16 protein-coding genes are annotated in these 17,617 nt (G+C 42.3%); 13 read left to right on the forward strand and 3 right to left on the reverse strand.

Going from position 1 to position 17,617, the window contains the following annotated elements; genetic code table 11:
- Positions 1-36: 36 nt before the first annotated feature.
- The 3 genes from crtI (MHB41_RS05270) to MHB41_RS05280 are packed head-to-tail and all read left to right on the forward strand — an operon-like array spanning position 37 to position 3,858.
- Complete coding sequence (crtI, locus tag MHB41_RS05270) at positions 37-1,554, forward strand: phytoene desaturase family protein (RefSeq protein ID WP_340899030.1); 1,518 nt, start codon at positions 37-39, stop codon at positions 1,552-1,554.
- On the forward strand, positions 1,551-3,026 hold the full coding sequence (gene crtI / locus MHB41_RS05275) for a phytoene desaturase family protein (RefSeq protein ID WP_034282128.1): 1,476 nt from the start codon (positions 1,551-1,553) through the stop codon (positions 3,024-3,026). The genes crtI (MHB41_RS05270) and crtI (MHB41_RS05275) overlap by 4 nt, the downstream gene beginning before the upstream one ends.
- On the forward strand, positions 3,019-3,858 hold the full coding sequence (locus MHB41_RS05280) for a phytoene/squalene synthase family protein (protein ID WP_046310493.1): 840 nt from the start codon (positions 3,019-3,021) through the stop codon (positions 3,856-3,858). The genes crtI (MHB41_RS05275) and MHB41_RS05280 overlap by 8 nt, the downstream gene beginning before the upstream one ends.
- Before the next feature lie 24 nt (positions 3,859-3,882).
- Here MHB41_RS05280 and MHB41_RS05285 read toward each other — a convergent pair whose 3' ends face one another.
- On the reverse strand, positions 3,883-5,259 hold the full coding sequence (locus MHB41_RS05285) for an MATE family efflux transporter (protein ID WP_340899027.1): 1,377 nt from the start codon (positions 5,257-5,259) through the stop codon (positions 3,883-3,885).
- Positions 5,260-5,372: 113 nt separating this feature from the next.
- On the opposite strand from MHB41_RS05285, the gene MHB41_RS05290 reads away from it, so the two are divergent.
- The 4 genes from MHB41_RS05290 to MHB41_RS05305 all read left to right on the forward strand — a co-directional run bounded on the left by MHB41_RS05290 (position 5,373) and on the right by MHB41_RS05305 (position 7,438).
- Positions 5,373-6,239: an AraC family transcriptional regulator gene (locus MHB41_RS05290; RefSeq protein ID WP_340899025.1), complete on the forward strand. Its 867-nt coding sequence runs from the start codon at positions 5,373-5,375 to the stop codon at positions 6,237-6,239.
- A 14-nt stretch (positions 6,240-6,253) separates the two neighbouring features.
- Positions 6,254-6,811 (forward strand): GNAT family protein, encoded by a 558-nt coding sequence (locus tag MHB41_RS05295; protein ID WP_340899023.1) that lies wholly within the window; start codon positions 6,254-6,256, stop codon positions 6,809-6,811.
- 62 nt (positions 6,812-6,873) lie between these two features.
- Positions 6,874-7,149 (forward strand): hypothetical protein, encoded by a 276-nt coding sequence (locus MHB41_RS05300; protein WP_024425087.1) that lies wholly within the window; start codon positions 6,874-6,876, stop codon positions 7,147-7,149.
- Between the two features lie 31 nt (positions 7,150-7,180).
- Positions 7,181-7,438: a hypothetical protein gene (locus tag MHB41_RS05305; RefSeq protein WP_034282121.1), complete on the forward strand. Its 258-nt coding sequence runs from the start codon at positions 7,181-7,183 to the stop codon at positions 7,436-7,438.
- Here MHB41_RS05305 and MHB41_RS05310 read toward each other — a convergent pair.
- Positions 7,433-7,969, reverse strand: coding sequence for a serine acetyltransferase (locus MHB41_RS05310; RefSeq protein WP_327828081.1), 537 nt, complete (start codon positions 7,967-7,969; stop codon positions 7,433-7,435). The two genes, MHB41_RS05305 and MHB41_RS05310, sit on opposite strands and share 6 nt — an antisense overlap.
- A 384-nt stretch (positions 7,970-8,353) precedes the next feature.
- Here MHB41_RS05310 and MHB41_RS05315 point away from each other — a divergent pair, with 384 nt between their 5' ends.
- The 6 genes from MHB41_RS05315 to MHB41_RS05340 are packed head-to-tail and all read left to right on the forward strand — an operon-like array spanning position 8,354 to position 16,655.
- A complete protein-coding gene (locus tag MHB41_RS05315) occupies positions 8,354-9,700 on the forward strand; it encodes an aspartate aminotransferase family protein (RefSeq protein ID WP_034282119.1) in 1,347 nt (448 codons plus the stop codon).
- A complete protein-coding gene (locus MHB41_RS05320) occupies positions 9,687-11,174 on the forward strand; it encodes an aspartate aminotransferase family protein (RefSeq protein ID WP_340899017.1) in 1,488 nt (495 codons plus the stop codon). The genes MHB41_RS05315 and MHB41_RS05320 overlap by 14 nt, the downstream gene beginning before the upstream one ends.
- Complete coding sequence (locus tag MHB41_RS05325) at positions 11,171-12,952, forward strand: IucA/IucC family protein (RefSeq protein ID WP_340899014.1); 1,782 nt, start codon at positions 11,171-11,173, stop codon at positions 12,950-12,952. Before MHB41_RS05320 ends, MHB41_RS05325 begins: the two co-directional genes overlap by 4 nt.
- The gene (locus tag MHB41_RS05330; RefSeq protein WP_024426511.1) at positions 12,949-13,503 is read left to right on the forward strand and encodes a GNAT family N-acetyltransferase; all 555 of its coding nucleotides are present in this window, start codon (positions 12,949-12,951) and stop codon (positions 13,501-13,503) included. Before MHB41_RS05325 ends, MHB41_RS05330 begins: the two co-directional genes overlap by 4 nt.
- Positions 13,478-14,827, forward strand: a complete 1,350-nt coding sequence (locus tag MHB41_RS05335) for a lysine N(6)-hydroxylase/L-ornithine N(5)-oxygenase family protein (protein ID WP_340899011.1) — start codon at positions 13,478-13,480, stop codon at positions 14,825-14,827. Before MHB41_RS05330 ends, MHB41_RS05335 begins: the two co-directional genes overlap by 26 nt.
- A 13-nt stretch (positions 14,828-14,840) precedes the next feature.
- Positions 14,841-16,655 carry an IucA/IucC family siderophore biosynthesis protein gene (locus MHB41_RS05340; RefSeq protein WP_046310512.1) on the forward strand — a complete coding sequence of 605 codons (1,815 nt, stop codon included), beginning with the start codon at positions 14,841-14,843 and terminating at the stop codon, positions 16,653-16,655.
- A gap of 43 nt (positions 16,656-16,698) precedes the next feature.
- On the opposite strand, the gene MHB41_RS05345 is transcribed toward MHB41_RS05340, so the two are convergent.
- The gene (locus MHB41_RS05345; RefSeq protein WP_326136595.1) at positions 16,699-17,556 is read right to left on the reverse strand and encodes a GNAT family N-acetyltransferase; all 858 of its coding nucleotides are present in this window, start codon (positions 17,554-17,556) and stop codon (positions 16,699-16,701) included.
- Positions 17,557-17,617 lie beyond the last annotated feature (61 nt).

Here is a 17,617-nt window from a genome sequence, read left to right on the forward strand (position 1 = left end):
TAACTTAAAGTGAATTAATTTGGAGGAAAAAGGATAATGAAAATCATTGTGATCGGAGCGGGACCAGGGGGCCTTGCAGCAGCTATGATGCTTCAAAGCAAAGGACATGATGTTCATGTATACGAAAAACAGCCCTTTGTTGGCGGGCGTAACGCTAAGTTTCAACTTGGTGATTTCACGTTTGATACAGGTCCTACCTTTCTCAGCATGATTTATATTGCAGAGGAGCTGTTCACCTTTGCTGGTAAAAATCTTTATGACTATATTGATGTGATTGAATTAAAAGAGATGTATAGATTAATATTTCAAGACAATCAGCTCGATATGATTCGGGATCGCGATGAAATGTACAAACGATTAGAAGCCTTTGCACCTGGTGAGGGCGAAGGGTATCTAAGATTTATGAAGGATACAAAGCGCAAAATGGATCGTTTGACACCAATTCTACAAAGTAAAATGGACCGCTTTCATCATTACCTTCGCCTGAAGGTGATCAAAGCACTTCCACAGCTTTCACTAAATAAAAGTTTGTATGATGTGCTGTCAGACTATTTTTCGAATGAATCAGTGAAATATGCTTTTACATTTCAATCAAAGTACTTAGGAATGTCCCCGTGGGAATGCCCTGGTGCGTTCTCGATCCTTTCGTTTATGGAACATGACACAGGTGTATTTCATCCGAAGGGCGGTGTCAATCAGCTGTCAGAATCGATGGCAAAGGCCGCGCTTGAAGCTGGAGCAGAGATTCATCTGTCAGCTGGCGTTGAAAAGCTGCTCACGGAGGGAAGGAAAGTAAAAGGCATTCGTTTAGAATCTGGGGAAGAAATACAAGCAGATGAGGTTGTCGTCAATGGAGACTTTGCACATGTGATGACAAAGCTTGTCGAGCCAGGACTCTTAAAGAAATACAGCGAGAAGAAATTAAAAAAGAAAAAATTCTCTTGCTCTACCTTTATGCTTTATTTAGGACTGGATACCATATATGATGAGCCGCATCATACCATCGTTTTTTCCGATGATTATGCTAGATTTGTCAAAGGCATTACGAAGACATATGAGCTGCCAGATGACCCGTCTATTTATATTCAAAATGCAAGTGTAACCGATGACTCACTTGCTCCAAAAGGAAAATCAGCTCTTTATGTGCTGGCTCCAGTTGCCAATAACCAAAGCGGTATTGATTGGGAGGCGCATCAAGATGAATTTAGAGAGCTTGTGCTGGATACATTGGAGCGGAAAACAGGCTTTCAGAATGTGAGACAGCATATAGAAGTCGAGCGGATGATCACACCGAAGCAATGGGAGGAAGACCTTTACGTATATGAAGGAGCTACATTTAACCTCGGCCACCAGCTGACGCAGATGATGGTCCTAAGGCCGCACAATGAATTTGATGAATTAAAGCACTGCTGGCTCGTTGGAGGAGGAACACATCCAGGAAGCGGACTGCCAACCATTTTAGAATCAGCACGTATCACGACAAATGCCATTCTTAAAAAAGAGAAACATTCACACAAAACAATGCCGCATCAAGAAAAGGGGAGCGCCTCATGAAAAAACATATATTAATTGCAGGCGGCGGTATTGGCGGAATGATCTCAGCGCTTTATTTAAAAAAAGCGGGACATGATGTCACCCTTGTCGAAAAAAATGAACGGCTTGGCGGGAGACTTGCTTTTGTACGTGAGAAAGGATATAAAGTAGATGAAGGTCCGACCATTGTCCTACTTCCTGACATGTTAAAAGGCATTTTACATGAGGTAGGAATTGACGATTCATCTCTTGATCTGCTGCAGCTTGATCCGCTGTACACAATTCAATATCAAGATGGAACCTCCTATACGAAATACTCTGATGCACTTCGTCAGCTAGATGAAATCAGACGTGTATTTCCAAAGGAAGATCAAGGGTTCCTGAGGTTTATGGAAGAAATGACAGACCGGTTTCAAGAAGGGCAGCAAGCCTTTCTAGAAAAATCATTTCACGAAAAACGTACATTTTTTACAAAAGCGAATATGAAGATTTTAATGAAATTAAAGGCGTATCGAACGGTACAAAGTGCTCTGAAAAAATATTTCTCAGACGAACGCCTGCGAGATGCATACGCACTTCAAACCCTCTATGTTGGGGGAAACCCGTATGAAGCATCGGCTATTTATTCGCTTGTGTCCTATAGTGAGCACGCGCATGGAATCTACTATTTAAAAGGCGGCTATGCGAGTTTAGTAGATATATTGGAAGGGCAGCTCATCAAAATGGGTGTGCATGTAAGAAAAAATGAAGAAGTCACGCAATTGGTGTTTGAGGGGAAACGGGCAGTCAAAGCTAAAGTAAATGATGAATATGAAACCGCTGATGCATTTGTGATCAATGGAGATTATCCAGCTGCGTTAAAACAGCTTGGTTTAGACGAACAAGATCGCCGGAAATACGTGCCGTCCTCTGGCTGTGTGATGGTGTATCTCGGGTTAAACAAGATGTATCATGAAGCACCTGTTCATCAATTTTTTATGGGAGAACACTTTGATCAGCATATGAAAGAAGTTTTTCAAACGAAAACGATTCCTCAAGACCCGTCGTTTTATACATTTAATCCATCGATCATTGATCCATCTCTTGCCCCAGAAGGTTGCAGTGTTCTATACATGCTCGTTCCCGTTCCTTCAGGAGATCATATCAACTGGGAAGAGGAGACAGAGTTTGTCGAGAAGATGGTGGATGTCCTTGAGAAAAGAGGCTTTCCGAGATTGCGAGAGTCGATTGTCTGGAAAAAGGTCAGAACACCAAATGATTCCTTGCGAGAAGGATTGTTTGAAGGCGGCAGCTTTGGACTTGCGCCTAATTTGTTTCAATCAGGTGTCTTCCGCCCGCAAGTGAAGGTCAGTGAGACAGATAATCTTTATGCGGCAGGTGCTTCCATCCATCCGGGCGGCGGGGTGCCGATCGTGATGCAAAGTGCGAAGCTTATGGCTTCTGTACTACTAAAAGATTTGAATGATAGAAAGGAAGTGAAGCTAAGTGGTTGATGTACAAACAGCATTAAAAGTGTGTGAGGAAACCATTCAAACCCATTCAAAAACGTTTTACCGGGCCTTTTCCATGCTGCCTAAAAAGAAAAGACAGGCCGTCTGGGCGGTATATTCCTTTTGCCGTAGAGCAGATGACATTGTAGATGAATCCCCTTCGCCAAAAGAGGACCTTGCATCCTTTCGGGTTTCGTTTGATCGATTTTTACAAGGTGAGGTAGACCGGAATGATCCAATATGGGTGGCGCTAGAGCATACATTTCAAGAGTTTCGGATGGATGAAGCCCCGTTCCGTGACCTGCTCCAAGGACAGGAGATGGATTTAGAGCAGCAGCGATACGAAACGTTGGATGAACTGCTCATCTATTCCTATCATGTTGCTAGTACAGTTGGGCTTATGCTCCTTCCCATTATTGCACCGCGTAAAAAAGAGCAGCTAAAAGAAGCAGCCATTTCGTTAGGGATTGCTATGCAGCTAACCAACATCCTTCGAGATATCGGCGAAGATCAGGCTGAAAGAGACCGCATTTATTTGCCAAAGCAAGTGATGGATCAATTCGGGTACACAGAGCAAGAATTGCAGGAAGGGATTGTGAATCAAGCCTTCCAGCACGTCTGGGAGTACATTGCCTTTGAGGCAGAGGCATACTACGAGGAGTTTTTTGACCATCTTCATGAATTCCCGCTCTATTCACGAATACCGGTGAAAGCAGCAGCCTACTTTTATAAAGCCATTTTAGATAAAACAAGAGAAAACGAATACCGCGTCTTTACAGAGCGAGCATTTATTTCAAAACAGGAAAAAGCACTTATTTTAGAAGATATTACGTAAAAAAGGACTGCACCGCAGTCCTTTTTATGTGGAAGAAAAACGATACTCCGTCCATACTCTGGAACGCCAGCGCCTATACATGAAGATACCTCTTACCCATTCATCCACAATAAAAGAAATCCAAACCCCGATGAGCCCCATTTCAAACTGAATGCCTAACAAATAAGCGATCGGAAGCCCAATTCCCCACATTGAAATCATCGCCATATACACTGGAAACTTCGCGTCACCAGCAGCCCGCAATGAATTAATAATGACCATATTAAAAGAGCGTCCCGGCTCTAAAATGATCGTCAATAGGAGAAGTGCGGCGGCGATTTCAATGATTTCACGATTGCTAGTGAAAAAGGTAAGCAAATGCGTCGATGATAAAGATAAAGCAGTGGAAGAAAGAAGAGAGATCCCAATGGCCCAGTATAAGCTTTTCATACATCTGCGGTAGGCAGCATCAAATTCTTTCGCTCCAATATGGCGCCCGATTAAAATCTGTGTCCCTTGGCTAATCGCTGCACCAAACAACATAATAAACATCATCAAATTTTGAGTGTAGACCTTTGCGGCTAAAGCCTGCGTTCCCATAAATGTAATAAACAGTGTAATAATCATTTGAGAGCCGTTATAAGAAAGCTGCTCTCCAGCAGAAGGAATGCCAATTTTCAGCAGCTTTTTTAAATGCGTCCGCTGGATGTGAAACATACTCTTCAGTGAAAAGCGCAATCCAATTCGGCGGCGGACAATGAGGATCATCGCCATCAATCCGATCAAACGAGCCAGCGAGGTTGAAAAGGCAACACCCATGACACCTAATACAGGAAAGCCAAACGGACCAAAAATGACCAAATAATTGCCGGCAACGTTTAGCAAATTCATTCCGATGGTGACATACATCGTGTCTCTTGTATATCCGTAGCTTTTTAAAATAGCACTATACGTCATAATGAGTGCTTGAATAAAAGAAAGCAGGCCGACAATTTGTAAAAAGACCACCGCATCCGGCATGAGTTCACTTGATAAGCCCATCATGTGCAGGATTGGAACAGCTAACACAAACATGAGGAGACTAATGACAAAGCTGATCAAGAAGTTGGTTCCTAGTGAGACATAGGCGACTTGAGTCGCTTCCTTCTTGCGGTCAGCTCCTAAAAGCTGCGCAATCACAATGGTCGTTCCTGTTGTAATGAAGCTGAACATGACAATTAATAAATTCAGGAGCTGGTTGCTTACACCTACTGCGGCCACACTGTTATCGGAGTATTGGCTGAGCATAAGTGTATCAGCGCTACCCATGAGCATATATAAAGAGATTTCGATAAAAATAGGCCAAGTTAATGCAAATAATGAAGGGTGTGTTTTCTCATCTTTGGCTTGAACCTTTTCATATGACAGGGTTTGAGATTTCATCACATAGCCTCCTTTCGTATAAATCCGATTTATAGTGTACCGTGCATCGACTATAATAAGAAGAGATGAAACCGAAACTTATTGGAGAAATCCGACTTCATAAGGGGATGAATATGGATCGATTTATTACATTTACTGTACCGCCGTTTCCTATTTATATTGCTTCAGGTAAAGGGGGATTTCATCAAGGAGAAAGACATATCTCAAGAACCTTCACTGTATTTGATCTTCTCTATATCACAAAAGGTGAACTATGGATGACAGATGGCGAGGAGGCTTTTCATGTAAAAGAAGGTGAATATATGATTCTCTCACCGGGCCTGTCTCATGGTGGACATCTGCCGTGTGAAGAGGAAACCCACTATGAGTGGCTGCATTTCTCAATTGACCGATTTGAGCTGACGAACCGGCCGAGAGAACACTGGATTGATATGAAACAAAATCAAGCGACCTTCGAAAAGCCGGCAACCTATGAATTTAGTCTGCCCCGTTTAGGAAAAGTGAAAGGGCGAAGTGTGTTAAAAAAACACCTTTCAGCGATGAGAGCACTAAATCATGATGCATCTGAACTTCCGCTGAAAAAACAGCTATTATTTGAGGAAATGCTCATTCACCTGCAAAAGGAAGCATTCCATATTCCAAGTGCAAAGGAGACTGTCGCATCAGAAGTGGTTCATTATCTTGAGCATCACTTTATGGAGAAATTACACATGGAGCAGCTTGCAGAGAAACTGCACTATCATCCTGATTACATGACAAGATGTATGCAGACGGTGTATGGATTGACGCCAAACCAGTACAGCCATCGTCTCAAAATCGAAAAAGCCAAAAGTATGCTGGCCTCAACGAATGAAAAAATCGCTGCCATTGCAGATCATGTAGGTATTGACGACCCTACTTATTTTTCTAAGCTGTTTCGGCAAAATGAAGGCATGACGCCGATTGAATACCGTCATTTAGCAAAAAGAACAACAAAGTAAAGGAAGGTGAACAGATGAAAAAAGAAAAGGAAGAGCTTGTGAACATACGTCCATTAACCGAAACGGACTTAGAGACGGTGTGGCATTTAAAATTTAAAGCATCAGACCAGTCCTATCGAAAATGGAATGCCCCTTATTTTTATGAACACGAAATCCCGCTTGCTGCATTTAAGAAACGGTACTTACAGGAAGAATCCATTCCCCAAAAGTTATATGGCATTGAAATAGATGGTGATATCAAAGGCACCGTATCATATTATTGGGAGAATGAACGTACACGGTGGCTTGAATGCGGTATTATCATTTATGACTCACGTTTTTGGAGCGGGGGTATTGGGACAAAGGCATTAAATCTATGGATTGATGTGTTATTTACGCATATTGATATTCCTCGAATTGGTTTAACAACTTGGTCAGGGAATGAACGGATGATGCGGTGCGCAGAGAAATGCGGATTTGTCCTTGAGGGGAGACTGAGAAAGGTCCGTTATTATCAAGGGGTTTATTATGATTCAATGCGCTACGGAATGTTGAGAGAAGAATGGCGAAGCCTCCCGCGCAATATCCTCTGAATCATTATTTTTTAGGAAAAAAGAATCATATAATGGAATAAACTGAAGAAGAAGGGTGGCAGATGAATGTGGGCTGGATAACTGGATGGTTTGTTTCTATTTTAGTCGCAATCTATCTATTGATAGATGCACCAAAACATGGGAAAAATAAATGGTTATGGTCTATTTTAGGTCTTTTATTCGGGCTCTTTGCATTTGGGATATACCTCATCAAAACAGGAAGAAAAGGATTGGGCTGGACAGTTCTGATCGTGTCCATCATCATCTATTCTATTGTTATACTAGTCTTTGTCTTTTACTTCCTGTTGCTGATCTTCGGATACTCAAACGCATCATAGAGAGCGCGTATACATAAGGGGGAGTTTAATCTTGAGATTAACGGGTCTATTCGTTTCACTTGCTGTTGCCATCTATTTATGGTTTGATGCGCCAAAACATAACAAAGACAAATGGCTGTGGGCTGTTTTAGGCGTGCTATTTAGCACCATCGTACTCGGTATTTATTTGATCAAGACAGAGAGGAAGGGGCTGGGCTGGACGATCTTGATTTTAACCATCTTGTTTTATCTCATGCTGCTCATCTCTGTTTTGATCGGTGTTATTCTTTTTTATCAGGCGCCTTCATGAAGAAGGGCCTTTTTCTTTTACCTTTTGAGCCGGTACACCAGCAATGACGATCTGCTCTTCATGAAAGGAACGATTCACCACGGCATTTGCTCCGATTGAAATATGATTTGCAATGTAAATGTCTCCAAACAGCTTAGCACCGGGGCCAATCCATACGTGATCTCCAATGGTTGGTACATCCTTTTCGGAATGGTTTTGGCCAATATTCACCCCTTGATGAATATCACAAAATGCCCCAATTTTTGCGTGCTTATTCACAATTAAGAGACCACTATGATTGATTCTAAGGCCGGGGCCAAAGACGCCAACCGGAATATCAAAGCCAAGCTGCATGCCTTTCTTTTTATGTAAATAGCGATAAAACCATTTGCGCAGTAGAGCGCCGCTATTAGAATAGTATTCATATTTTCGCAAATACCTTTGATATTTCCATATATCGTCCCCAAACCACTTTGGTCTTCTGCGCGTGATCGCTAATGCTTTCTTATCCTGCGTTAAGTAATGGTGAAGATCGTGCTTTGTAAAAATCATCAAATTCCCCTCCATCCCTTTATGTTTCAGAGAAATTATACCATCCAAGCCATTTATATCAAGAAAAAATGATGTTACTTCTTCAATTTTCTACCTTCATTTCATCCAAATTTCTTCATAAAATAAGCGCTTTGAGTTGAGTAGAACAAAAGAACCAGGAAGAATGATTTGTAATTTTTTTCAATATCAAACCGTCTCATGCGTTCCATCTCCTTATGGCAGTAAGGTTTGTAAAAATTACTCGAAAATACTCATTAAAAAGAGAATATTGCATTCATATGCTTTTTGAATCATCTTTTTGAATACAATTGACTTTCCTATCTCACATCCTCTAGGCTAATAAATGAAAATGATAATCTTTATCAATTGGAGGAGTGTTTTATTATGTCCATCAAAACCGTTTCTAAAAATCAGCAATTTTTAGAGCAGCAAAGTCAAAGAGAATCTAATGCAAGGTCTTACCCGAGACGGTTCCCGTTAGCCATGCAAAAAGCCGAGGGTATGATCGTGACAGATGCAGATGGCAGAGAGTTTTATGACTGTCTGGCAGGCGCAGGAACACTTGCACTTGGTCACAATCATCCGGTTGTTATAGAAGCTATTGAACGTATGCTTCATGAAAAAAGACCATTGCATACGTTGGACATAACCTCAGAAATTAAAGAAGAATTTGTGAATGAAATTTTTTCTCACCTGCCAGAAGAGTTTGCAAAGAGAGCAAAAATTCAATTTTGTGGACCAACTGGCGGTGATGCCATAGAAGCTGCGATTAAATTAGTCAAGACAGCGACAGGAAATCGCTCCATTCTTTCTTTCCACGGTGCTTATCACGGTGCGACACATGGCACGATGTCATTAAGCGGAAATTTGTCTCCAAAGGAAAGAGTGCAAGGGTTAATTCCAGATGTGCATTTCATGCCTTATCCATATGAATATCGCTGCCCATTTGGCATTGGCGGGAAAGATTCACACCGCATTTCCAGCTCTTATATTGAGCGTGTATTAAATGATCCTGAAAGTGGTATTCTTCCACCAGCAGGTATGATCTTTGAAGCAGTGCAAGGTGAGGGAGGTTCAATTCCAGCATCTATTGAATGGATAAAAGAAATGAGAAGAATCACAAAAGAAAAAGGCATTCCGCTCATTATCGATGAGGTTCAATCAGGCATTGGCCGAACAGGCAAGATGTTTGCCTTTGAACATGCGGGAATTGTGCCAGACGTTATTGTATTATCTAAAGCCATTGGTGGAAGCCTGCCGCTTTCAGTTGTGATTTATGATCAAGATTTGGATCAATGGAATCCAGGTGCACACATTGGCACATTTAGAGGAAATCAAATGGCGATGGCTGCAGGAACCGCTACGCTTAAATTTATAAAAGAAACCAATCTGCTTGATCATGTAGACCAGCTAGGGGATCGCATGCAGGCTTATCTAAAAGACATTCAAAAAAATGTACCTGCTATTGGTGATGTTCGAGGAAGAGGATTAATGATTGGTGCTGAAATAGTCAATCCAAATGAAAAGCAGGATGTGGATGGAAGTTATCCAGCAAATCCTGAGCTAGCCAGTCTCATTCAAAAGAATTGCTTCGACAAAGGCTTAATTGTAGAGACAGGAGGCCGTTTCGGTAGCGTTATTCGATTCTTACCGCCATTGATCATGACAGAAGAACAGCTTGAACAAGTCATCGCTATTTTCAAAGAGGCCGTTTACGATGCAATCAACTAAAGCTTCTGTGGATTCATTATTTATCAATCAAAGCCAGCTTGGAAGAGAGTCCTTCCGAGCGGCTCTTCATACATCTATCGACAGCTTACTGGATCAGTGGCAAAAAGACCAAGGTCCATATAGCGGAATATTGCCTGGGAAATTAGCGGCTAGTGTCGAATCCTTATTTCAGCTTCAACCGTCTGGCGAATCAATGGAATCTGTCTTTCAAGATATACAGCAGCACCTTTTGCCGCATCTCGTTGATGTATCGCATCCTAAATGCTTGGCACATTTGCATTGTCCGCCGCTTATCCCTGCACTTGCCGCAGAGGTGATAGTGAGCTCCTTTAACCAATCAATGGATTCCTTCGATCAAAGCGGTATTGCATCTTTGGTTGAGGAGGAAATTTTAAAGTGGCTATGTGCGAAGTTTTCTTATGGAAATCTAGCAGATGGGACATTTACGAGCGGTGGCACCCAATCTAACTACATGGGACTGCTTCTTGCAAGAGATGCATTTTGTGAAAACACATGGCAATGGAATGTTCAGCAGAAAGGCTTGCCGAGTGAGGCTCACCGCATGAGAATTCTTTGTTCTAAGAATGCTCATTTCACTGTGAAGAAATCTGCATCCCAGCTAGGCTTAGGGGAGCAGGCAGTTGTTCTGGTAGAGACAGATGAGCATCACCGCATGGACCTCAACGATTTGAAGAAGAAACTTGTTGAATTAAAGGAACAAGATCTCCTGCCTTTTGCGGTAGTGGCGACTTGCGGGACAACTGATTTTGGCAGTATTGACCCGGTTCGAGATGTGTATGACATCGTCAAGCCATACGGTCTATGGATTCACGCAGATGCTGCCTACGGCGGAGCGCTTGTATTAAGCGAAACCTACGGGAATAAATTAGACGGTATTGAACTTGCTGATTCCATCACGATTGACTTTCATAAACAATTTTATCAGCCGATCTCCTGCGGAGCATTTTTGCTGAAGGATAAAAGACATTTTGGTTTGATTCATTATCATGCAGATTATCTCAATCCAAAGGAAGATGAACTGGATGGAATACTACATCTTGTCCATAAATCTGTGCAAACGACGCGCCGGTTTGACGCACTGAAATTGCTTCTTTCTCTTCGTCTGATTGGGGAGGAAGGGTTTGGTGACATCATTGACCATACCATTGATTTTGCGAAGGATGTGGCCGCGCTTATTGAGAGCAATGATCACCTTGACGTGATCAATCCTGAGCCAGAAATCAATGCAGTTGTGTTTCGATTTAAGGGGGCGGATGACATCAATAAAATCATCCATCGAACGTTATTCAAATCAGGAACTGCTGTCATTGCGAAAACAGTGGTGGATGGTCAAACATGCTTAAAATTCACTTTGTTAAATCCGAGAACGACAATCACACATATTGAGGAAATCCTTTCTGACATCGTTGATATCGGGATCGCTCATATTCAATCCGGGAGGGTACTACGTTGAGTCAATATAAACAAATGGCTGAAAATGCAACTATGCAAAGCTTTTTAAACTGTTTTTTACGTGAAACAGGAATCGATCGATCTGCAAAAAAAGAGACGAAAGCAGATGGTTCGCTTGTATTCGTGGGAAATCTAGCAAAGCAAGACCTTGAGCTTGTGATTCCGATCCGATATTTTTCATCTGTAGGCCGCCATCTCTTTGATTTTCCGATTCGCTTTCGTCCAAGTGGCAGCGAAAAAGAGGGAACGATCGTCGATTACACGACACTTGTTGCTTTATGTTCAAAGGAGCTTCTCATTGCATATGGCCGCACTGATGCAGAGGATGAATTCATGCTTCGCATCATTTTAAGCTGCCGAAATATTGAACGATTCTTACGGGAGAGAGAAAGTGATCAAGCTACTTTATCTCAAGCTGATTTTGAGTACATCGAGGCTGAGCAGTCACTTCTCCTTGGACATTTAACACATCCTACACCCAAAAGCAGACAAGGGATGACAGAAGAGGAGGAAGCCGTCTATTCTCCTGAGCTGAAAGGAGCTTTCCAGCTTCATTACTTTAAAGCGCACCATTCGATTGTGCTTCAGGATTCGTCTATTTCACAATCTGCGGCAAGCCTCATGTTAGAAGAGCTTTCGCGTCAGGTGCCAGAAGAAACAGAGAGACTGAATAGGTTAACAGAAAACGGAGAATTTGTGCTCATTCCGATTCATCCGCTGCAAGTCAAAGTGGTCATGGAGAAGGCATTCGTGAAGCGTTATATAGAGGAGGGGAAACTGACTTATTTAGGACCGCTCGGGTCTGAATACACAGCGACCTCATCCTTTAGAACGGTCTATCAAAAGGATTCTGCTTACATGCTCAAATTCTCTGTTCCTGTGAAAATTACGAACTCTTTACGTATCAATAAACAAAAGGAACTGGATCGAGGAGTAGAGATGTCCCGCATCTTAAAAACAGAATTAGGCGTTTCTTTATATGAAAAATTCTCTGGATTCCGTGTCATTGAAGATCCTGCATATCTCTCTATTCGAGGAGATGAAGCGGAATCAGGCTTTGAAGTGGTCATTCGTCAAAATCCATTCTTGCATCGTGAAAAAGGCGCAAGCTTAATTGCTGGGCTATGTCAGGATCATGCGTACGGAGGAAAATCGAGATTAGCAGGAATTATTCATAAACTTGCAGATTCAGAAGGCCGGTCAACTGAAGCGGTCAGCCAAGATTGGTTTAAACAATATTTGACCATTTCGTTAAAACCGATGCTCTGGCTGTTTGAAACGTATGGTCTTGCACTCGAGGCCCATCAGCAAAATGCTGTTGTGCAAATGAAGGATGGTTATCCAGAGACTTTCTATTATCGTGACAACCAAGGCTACTATTATAGTGAATCAAAAAAAGATAAGCTCGCAAATCTAGTTCAAAACTTGAGCGTAAGAAGTGAAACCATTTGTGCGGATGATGTAGCCGTTGAGAGACTCCGTTATTATTTCTTCTTTAATCATTTATTTGGTCTCATTAATGGCTTTGGCACAGAAGGTCTAGCAAAGGAAGAAGATTTGCTGGCACTCGTGAGAGATACATTGCTCGCTCATGAGGAGACGTACGGAGCATCTGATCTGACTAACAGCCTTCTCCGCTCAAAAGAACTTCCTTCAAAAGCGAATTTGCTGACACGATTTGAAGATATGGATGAGCTGACAGGATCTCTGGAAACACAGTCTCGTTACACGGCTGTCTTGAATCCGCTCTTTTTACATAAGGAGGCGCTGATTGGATGAGGCATCGCATCAGGTTTATTCGTGCTGAATATGAAAGAGATGTCCAGCTTGTCCATAAGTGGATGCAAGAAGAGTACGTTCACCCATTTTGGCATTTGAATATTCCATTTCCTGCTTTTGAAAAGCATTTTTATCAGGCCATACATGATCCGCATCAAACCCTTTATTTAGGCACGATTGATGGGACGCCAATGAGTTATTTTGAGGCTTACAACGTGAAAGGGGATATCATTGAATCCTACTATGAGCCTTCTCCGCATGATCAAGGCATCCACCTGTTAATAGGGGAGCCGGATTATGTGGGAAAAGGATTTGCTGCGCCGCTCCTTCAGGCAATGACAGCATTTCAATTTGAGCAGAACAAACGAACAGAAAAAATCGTTGCTGAGCCGGATATTCGCAATGAAAAAATGATTCATGTATTTGAAAAATGCGGCTTCGAACGTGTGAAACCAGTCACTTTACCCGATAAAACAGGTCTTTTGATGTTTTGTGATCGAGAACGATTCGAAAGGAAGTATAACCATGACGCGGTTCAACAAGCAAAATAATATAGTGGATGTAATTGGGATCGGCATTGGCCCGTTTAATCTCGGGCTTGCCGCATTATCTGAAGAGGTAAATGAAATCGACGCTTTGTTTTTTGAAAGAAATGAAGCCTTTCACTGGCACCCAGGGATGCTCATTGAAGGGACAACACTGCAAGTCCCTTTTTTAGCGGACCTTGTCAGCATGGCAGATGTGAAAAGCAAATATAGCTTCCTCAACTATTTGCAGGAACAAAACCGTTTGTATTCATTTTACTTTCTAGAAGACTTCCATATCCCGCGCAAGGAATACAGTCATTATTGCCGCTGGGTCGCTGACCAGTTAGACTCTTGCCGATTCGGCATGAATGTCGAATCTGTCTCACTGATCGAAAAGGCAGGGGAAAAGCGGTATGAAGTGCATGTCCGTCATGTAAAGGACCAAACTGTAGAGGTGTTTGAAAGCAAACATCTCGTCTTAGGAATTGGCACGCAGCCGGCGATACCCGCATCGCTCCAGCCAGCTTTAGGAGAGAAGGTTTTTCACTCAGCTGACTATTTAAAACGAAAGAAAGAAGGCTGTTTCAAAGGGAAATCTGTGACAGTTATCGGCTCTGGTCAAAGTGCGGCAGAAGTGTTTTATGACATTTTATCAGATGATGAGGCGAAGGATATTCACTGGTTCACACGGTCAAAAGGATTTTTCCCAATGGAATATTCAAACCTTGGACTTGAGTATTTCTCCCCTGACTATATTGATTTCTTTTATGAGCTTCCGCAAGCCAAAAAGGATGCGTTATTAAAACAGCAAGACTTGCTGTATAAAGGTATCAGTTCGGCGATGATTCGTGATATTTATCATTTGCTTTATGAACGTTCTGCATGCGGAAACCAGCTGAACACAGTGCTTCAAGCCATGACAGAGGTCAACTTGATTGAGGAAACAGCGGGCGGGTTATCACTTTCATGTACGCAATGGGTCAAGGAAGAATCCTTTACACATGAAACGGATATTGTCGTATTGGCGACTGGCTATCAATCCGTTCTGCCGCCGTTTATCAACCCTATTTCTCATCACATTCAATGGGATGATCAAGGACGTTTCCAAGTTGAACGTGAATATCGTTTGAAAACAAATACGATGGGTGAAAATGATATTTTTGTACAAAATGCAGAGCTTCATACACATGGGGTCGGCGCTCCAGATTTGGGGCTGGGGGCTTATCGAAACAGTGTGATCATCAATGAACTTGCTCGTCAAACCGTGTATCCACTTTATCAAAAGCATGTCTTCCAGACATTTGGTACACACAAGAACGCACACACATTTGAAGAAATCAAAGGATAAGGAGGATGAAGCGATGAGTGTACAAGATGAATTGAAAAAAGCGGTGAATCCTGCTGCTTGGAAAAAGGCAAACCAGCGAATGGTGGCAAAAATGCTGTCTGAATATATGTATGAGGACATGCTTCATCCTGTTGAGCTGGATTGTAAGGATGGCATCGCGCAGTATGAATTAATCATTCACGAACATAAGAAATATCGTTATCTGGCAAAACCTCGGTTGTTTGATAGTTTTGATACAATCGCTGAATCAATTGAGTGCTGTCAAGATGGAAAATGGTCAAAGGATGTCAGTGCCATTGTGTTTTTACTAGACATTCAGCCGATCATTCCCATGTCTTCTGATACAACAGGCCATCTTATCAAAGAGCTTCACCATACTTTGTTAGCCGATGTCCATTTGCTGTCGAAAAAAGCACTTCGTGCGGATGAACTGACAGATACGGATTATGCATGGATTGAAGGAGAAATGACAGGCCATCCTTGGATTGTGTATAACAAAGGACGTATAGGATTCAGCTACGATGATTACTTAGCTTATGCACCAGAACGGCAGGAATGTGTGCAGCTGTCTTGGATTGCTGTACATAGAGAGCTTGCGACATTCCATGCAGTCGATCATGAAAACTATGAGCAGGTGATCGCCAAAGAATTAGATGAAGTCACGATTCGTCAATTTCAGCGTGTGTTAAAGGATGAAGGACTGAATGCAGCTGACTATTATATGATGCCTGTCCATCAGTGGCAGTGGACGCATATGATTATTCAGCATTTCCCGGAAGATTTGGCCTTGCGCCGGATTGTGTATTTGGGAGAGGGACTGGATCAATATATCCCGCAGCAGTCGATCAGAACCTTTACAAATATCTCAAACAAAGGCAAGCATCATATTAAACTGCCAATGAGTATTTTAAATACACTCGTGTACCGTGGACTCCCATCAGAACGTACGGTCATTGCCCCGCGCATTACAGCGCATATTAAAGGGATTGCCGATCAAGACTCATTTTTATCTGATGTCTGCCGCGTCATTTTACCAGGTGAGAATGCAAGTATCAATGTCGATCATCCATACTACAGCAAACTGCCTGGTGCGCCGTATCAATATCTTGAGATGCTCGGTGTCATTTTTAGAGAAAGCATTTATACGTACTTAGAAGAAGGGGAGAGCCCTGTTACACTTGCGGCACTCACTTATGAGGATCATGAAGGTGAGCCATATATCAAGCAGCTGATTGAAAAATCAGGTCTCTCAGCAAAAGAATGGATGGCGAAGTTTTTCCATGTCGTGATGCCGCCGCTTTTACACTTTATGTATCAATACGGCACAGTCTTTTCACCGCATGGGCAAAATACAATTCTTGTGTTAAAAAATCATCAGCCGCATCGTTTGGCGATCAAAGATTTCGTTGATGATGTGAATATAAGTGACCAGCCGCTGCCTGAATTAGCTTCATTAGAAGAAGATTTAAAAGAAGTGCTGCGCAGTGAGCCGCCAGAAGGTCTGGTGCAATTTATCTTTACAGGATTATTTATTTGCAATCTGCGTTATGTATCCAACGTATTAGACAATCACAATCTGTTAGATGAAACGACTCTTTGGCGTTTGCTTGCTGAAGAAATTCAGCAGTATCAAAATCAATTCCCGCAGCTAAAAGATCGTTTTGAATTATTTGATCTATTCCAGCCGAAGCTGACAAAGCTTTGCTTAAATCGTAATCGAATGATTGATTATGGCTATGGAGATGGTGATGACCGCCCGCATGCATCAGAGCATGGGAAGGTCACAAATGCACTCGCTCATGTTCTTTCGTCAGTTGGGGAGAAGTAATAGAAAAGCTGTAGACATCAAGTGTCTACAGCTTGTTTGTTTTTTAAGAAAATGCTTGAGAGGCAAGGAAATAGAAAAGGGCGGGATCATTCAGTTTTTCTTTCCCGCGAATCATCATAAAATGCGCTACGTTTGTTTTTGTAAATCCTGCTTCAACAAGTGTTTCATGCAGGCGTTCAGCAGTTTCTTCCTGCATATCTAAACGAATTGCGTCTGAATAAGACGAGATGAGTGATTGGATGAGCGAGAGAGCGGTTTGTTCATCGTTTGCTGTAAGCGGTCCAATCATTAGATTAGCAGGGGTTTCGATGCCAAAGGCAAATCCAGTTGTTTCATGGTGCTCATTCTTTGCAATCAGCCGGAACGATGCTCGTTCCATTCGCTTTCTTATAAAGCTTGATCGATTGGTGCCTGCACCTTTTTCGTCAAGTGCTTCAATAGACGGAAGGTCCGCTTCATCAGCAGGAGAAAGGTGAATCCCGCCTGACACACGAAAAGCCGCTGGATTCGTGGTCTGTGCTTTGTATGTATGAATGTAGCCGGCCGTTTGAAATCCGATTTTTTCGTAAACGGGCTGTCCTTGTACAGTAGCAGTTAAAACGACAGGAACGCTTTGATCGCTTCTGCGAAGCAGGGTGTCAATCATTTTCCGTGCAAGGCCTAAGCCGCGATGTGTCTCAGATACAATAACGGCACCAATTGATGCTGCTTTATCATATTGGAAAAGTCCTGCACATGAGATCACTTGTCCATCTGTTGTTGAAAAACCTGTAAAATATCCGTTTGTTAAAAGAGATGTAAGCTCATCCGCATTGTAATCAGGCCAGTCGACCTCTTTTGACAATGCGATAAGATCGGGTATGTCATCAAGTGTTAAAGTTCGTTGTACAACGTTTTCCAATACACGCAACTCCTTCTTAGCTGATTTCATCTATATGTATCGTACCATATGAAGGCATAAG

The organism is Bacillus sp. FSL H7-0578, from assembly GCF_038630855.1.
GTDB lineage: Bacteria > Bacillota > Bacilli > Bacillales > Bacillaceae > Bacillus > Bacillus safensis.

What these genes read in the sequence shown, in the direction of transcription:
- MHB41_RS05320 (WP_340899017.1), top strand. Translation starts at nt 9,687, where the DNA reads ATGCAATCAACTAAAGCTTCTGTGGATTCATTATTTATCAATCAAAGC.
- MHB41_RS05340 (WP_046310512.1), top strand. Translation starts at nt 14,841, where the DNA reads ATGAGTGTACAAGATGAATTGAAAAAAGCGGTGAATCCTGCTGCTTGG.
- MHB41_RS05315 (WP_034282119.1), top strand. Translation starts at nt 8,354, where the DNA reads ATGTCCATCAAAACCGTTTCTAAAAATCAGCAATTTTTAGAGCAGCAA.
- MHB41_RS05330 (WP_024426511.1), top strand. Translation starts at nt 12,949, where the DNA reads ATGAGGCATCGCATCAGGTTTATTCGTGCTGAATATGAAAGAGATGTC.
- MHB41_RS05335 (WP_340899011.1), top strand. Translation starts at nt 13,478, where the DNA reads ATGACGCGGTTCAACAAGCAAAATAATATAGTGGATGTAATTGGGATC.
- MHB41_RS05290 (WP_340899025.1), top strand. Translation starts at nt 5,373, where the DNA reads ATGGATCGATTTATTACATTTACTGTACCGCCGTTTCCTATTTATATT.
- MHB41_RS05295 (WP_340899023.1), top strand. Translation starts at nt 6,254, where the DNA reads ATGAAAAAAGAAAAGGAAGAGCTTGTGAACATACGTCCATTAACCGAA.
- crtI (WP_034282128.1), top strand. Translation starts at nt 1,551, where the DNA reads ATGAAAAAACATATATTAATTGCAGGCGGCGGTATTGGCGGAATGATC.
- MHB41_RS05285 (WP_340899027.1), bottom strand. Translation starts at nt 5,259, where the DNA reads ATGAAATCTCAAACCCTGTCATATGAAAAGGTTCAAGCCAAAGATGAG.
- MHB41_RS05300 (WP_024425087.1), top strand. Translation starts at nt 6,874, where the DNA reads ATGAATGTGGGCTGGATAACTGGATGGTTTGTTTCTATTTTAGTCGCA.
- crtI (WP_340899030.1), top strand. Translation starts at nt 37, where the DNA reads ATGAAAATCATTGTGATCGGAGCGGGACCAGGGGGCCTTGCAGCAGCT.
- MHB41_RS05310 (WP_327828081.1), bottom strand. Translation starts at nt 7,969, where the DNA reads ATGATTTTTACAAAGCACGATCTTCACCATTACTTAACGCAGGATAAG.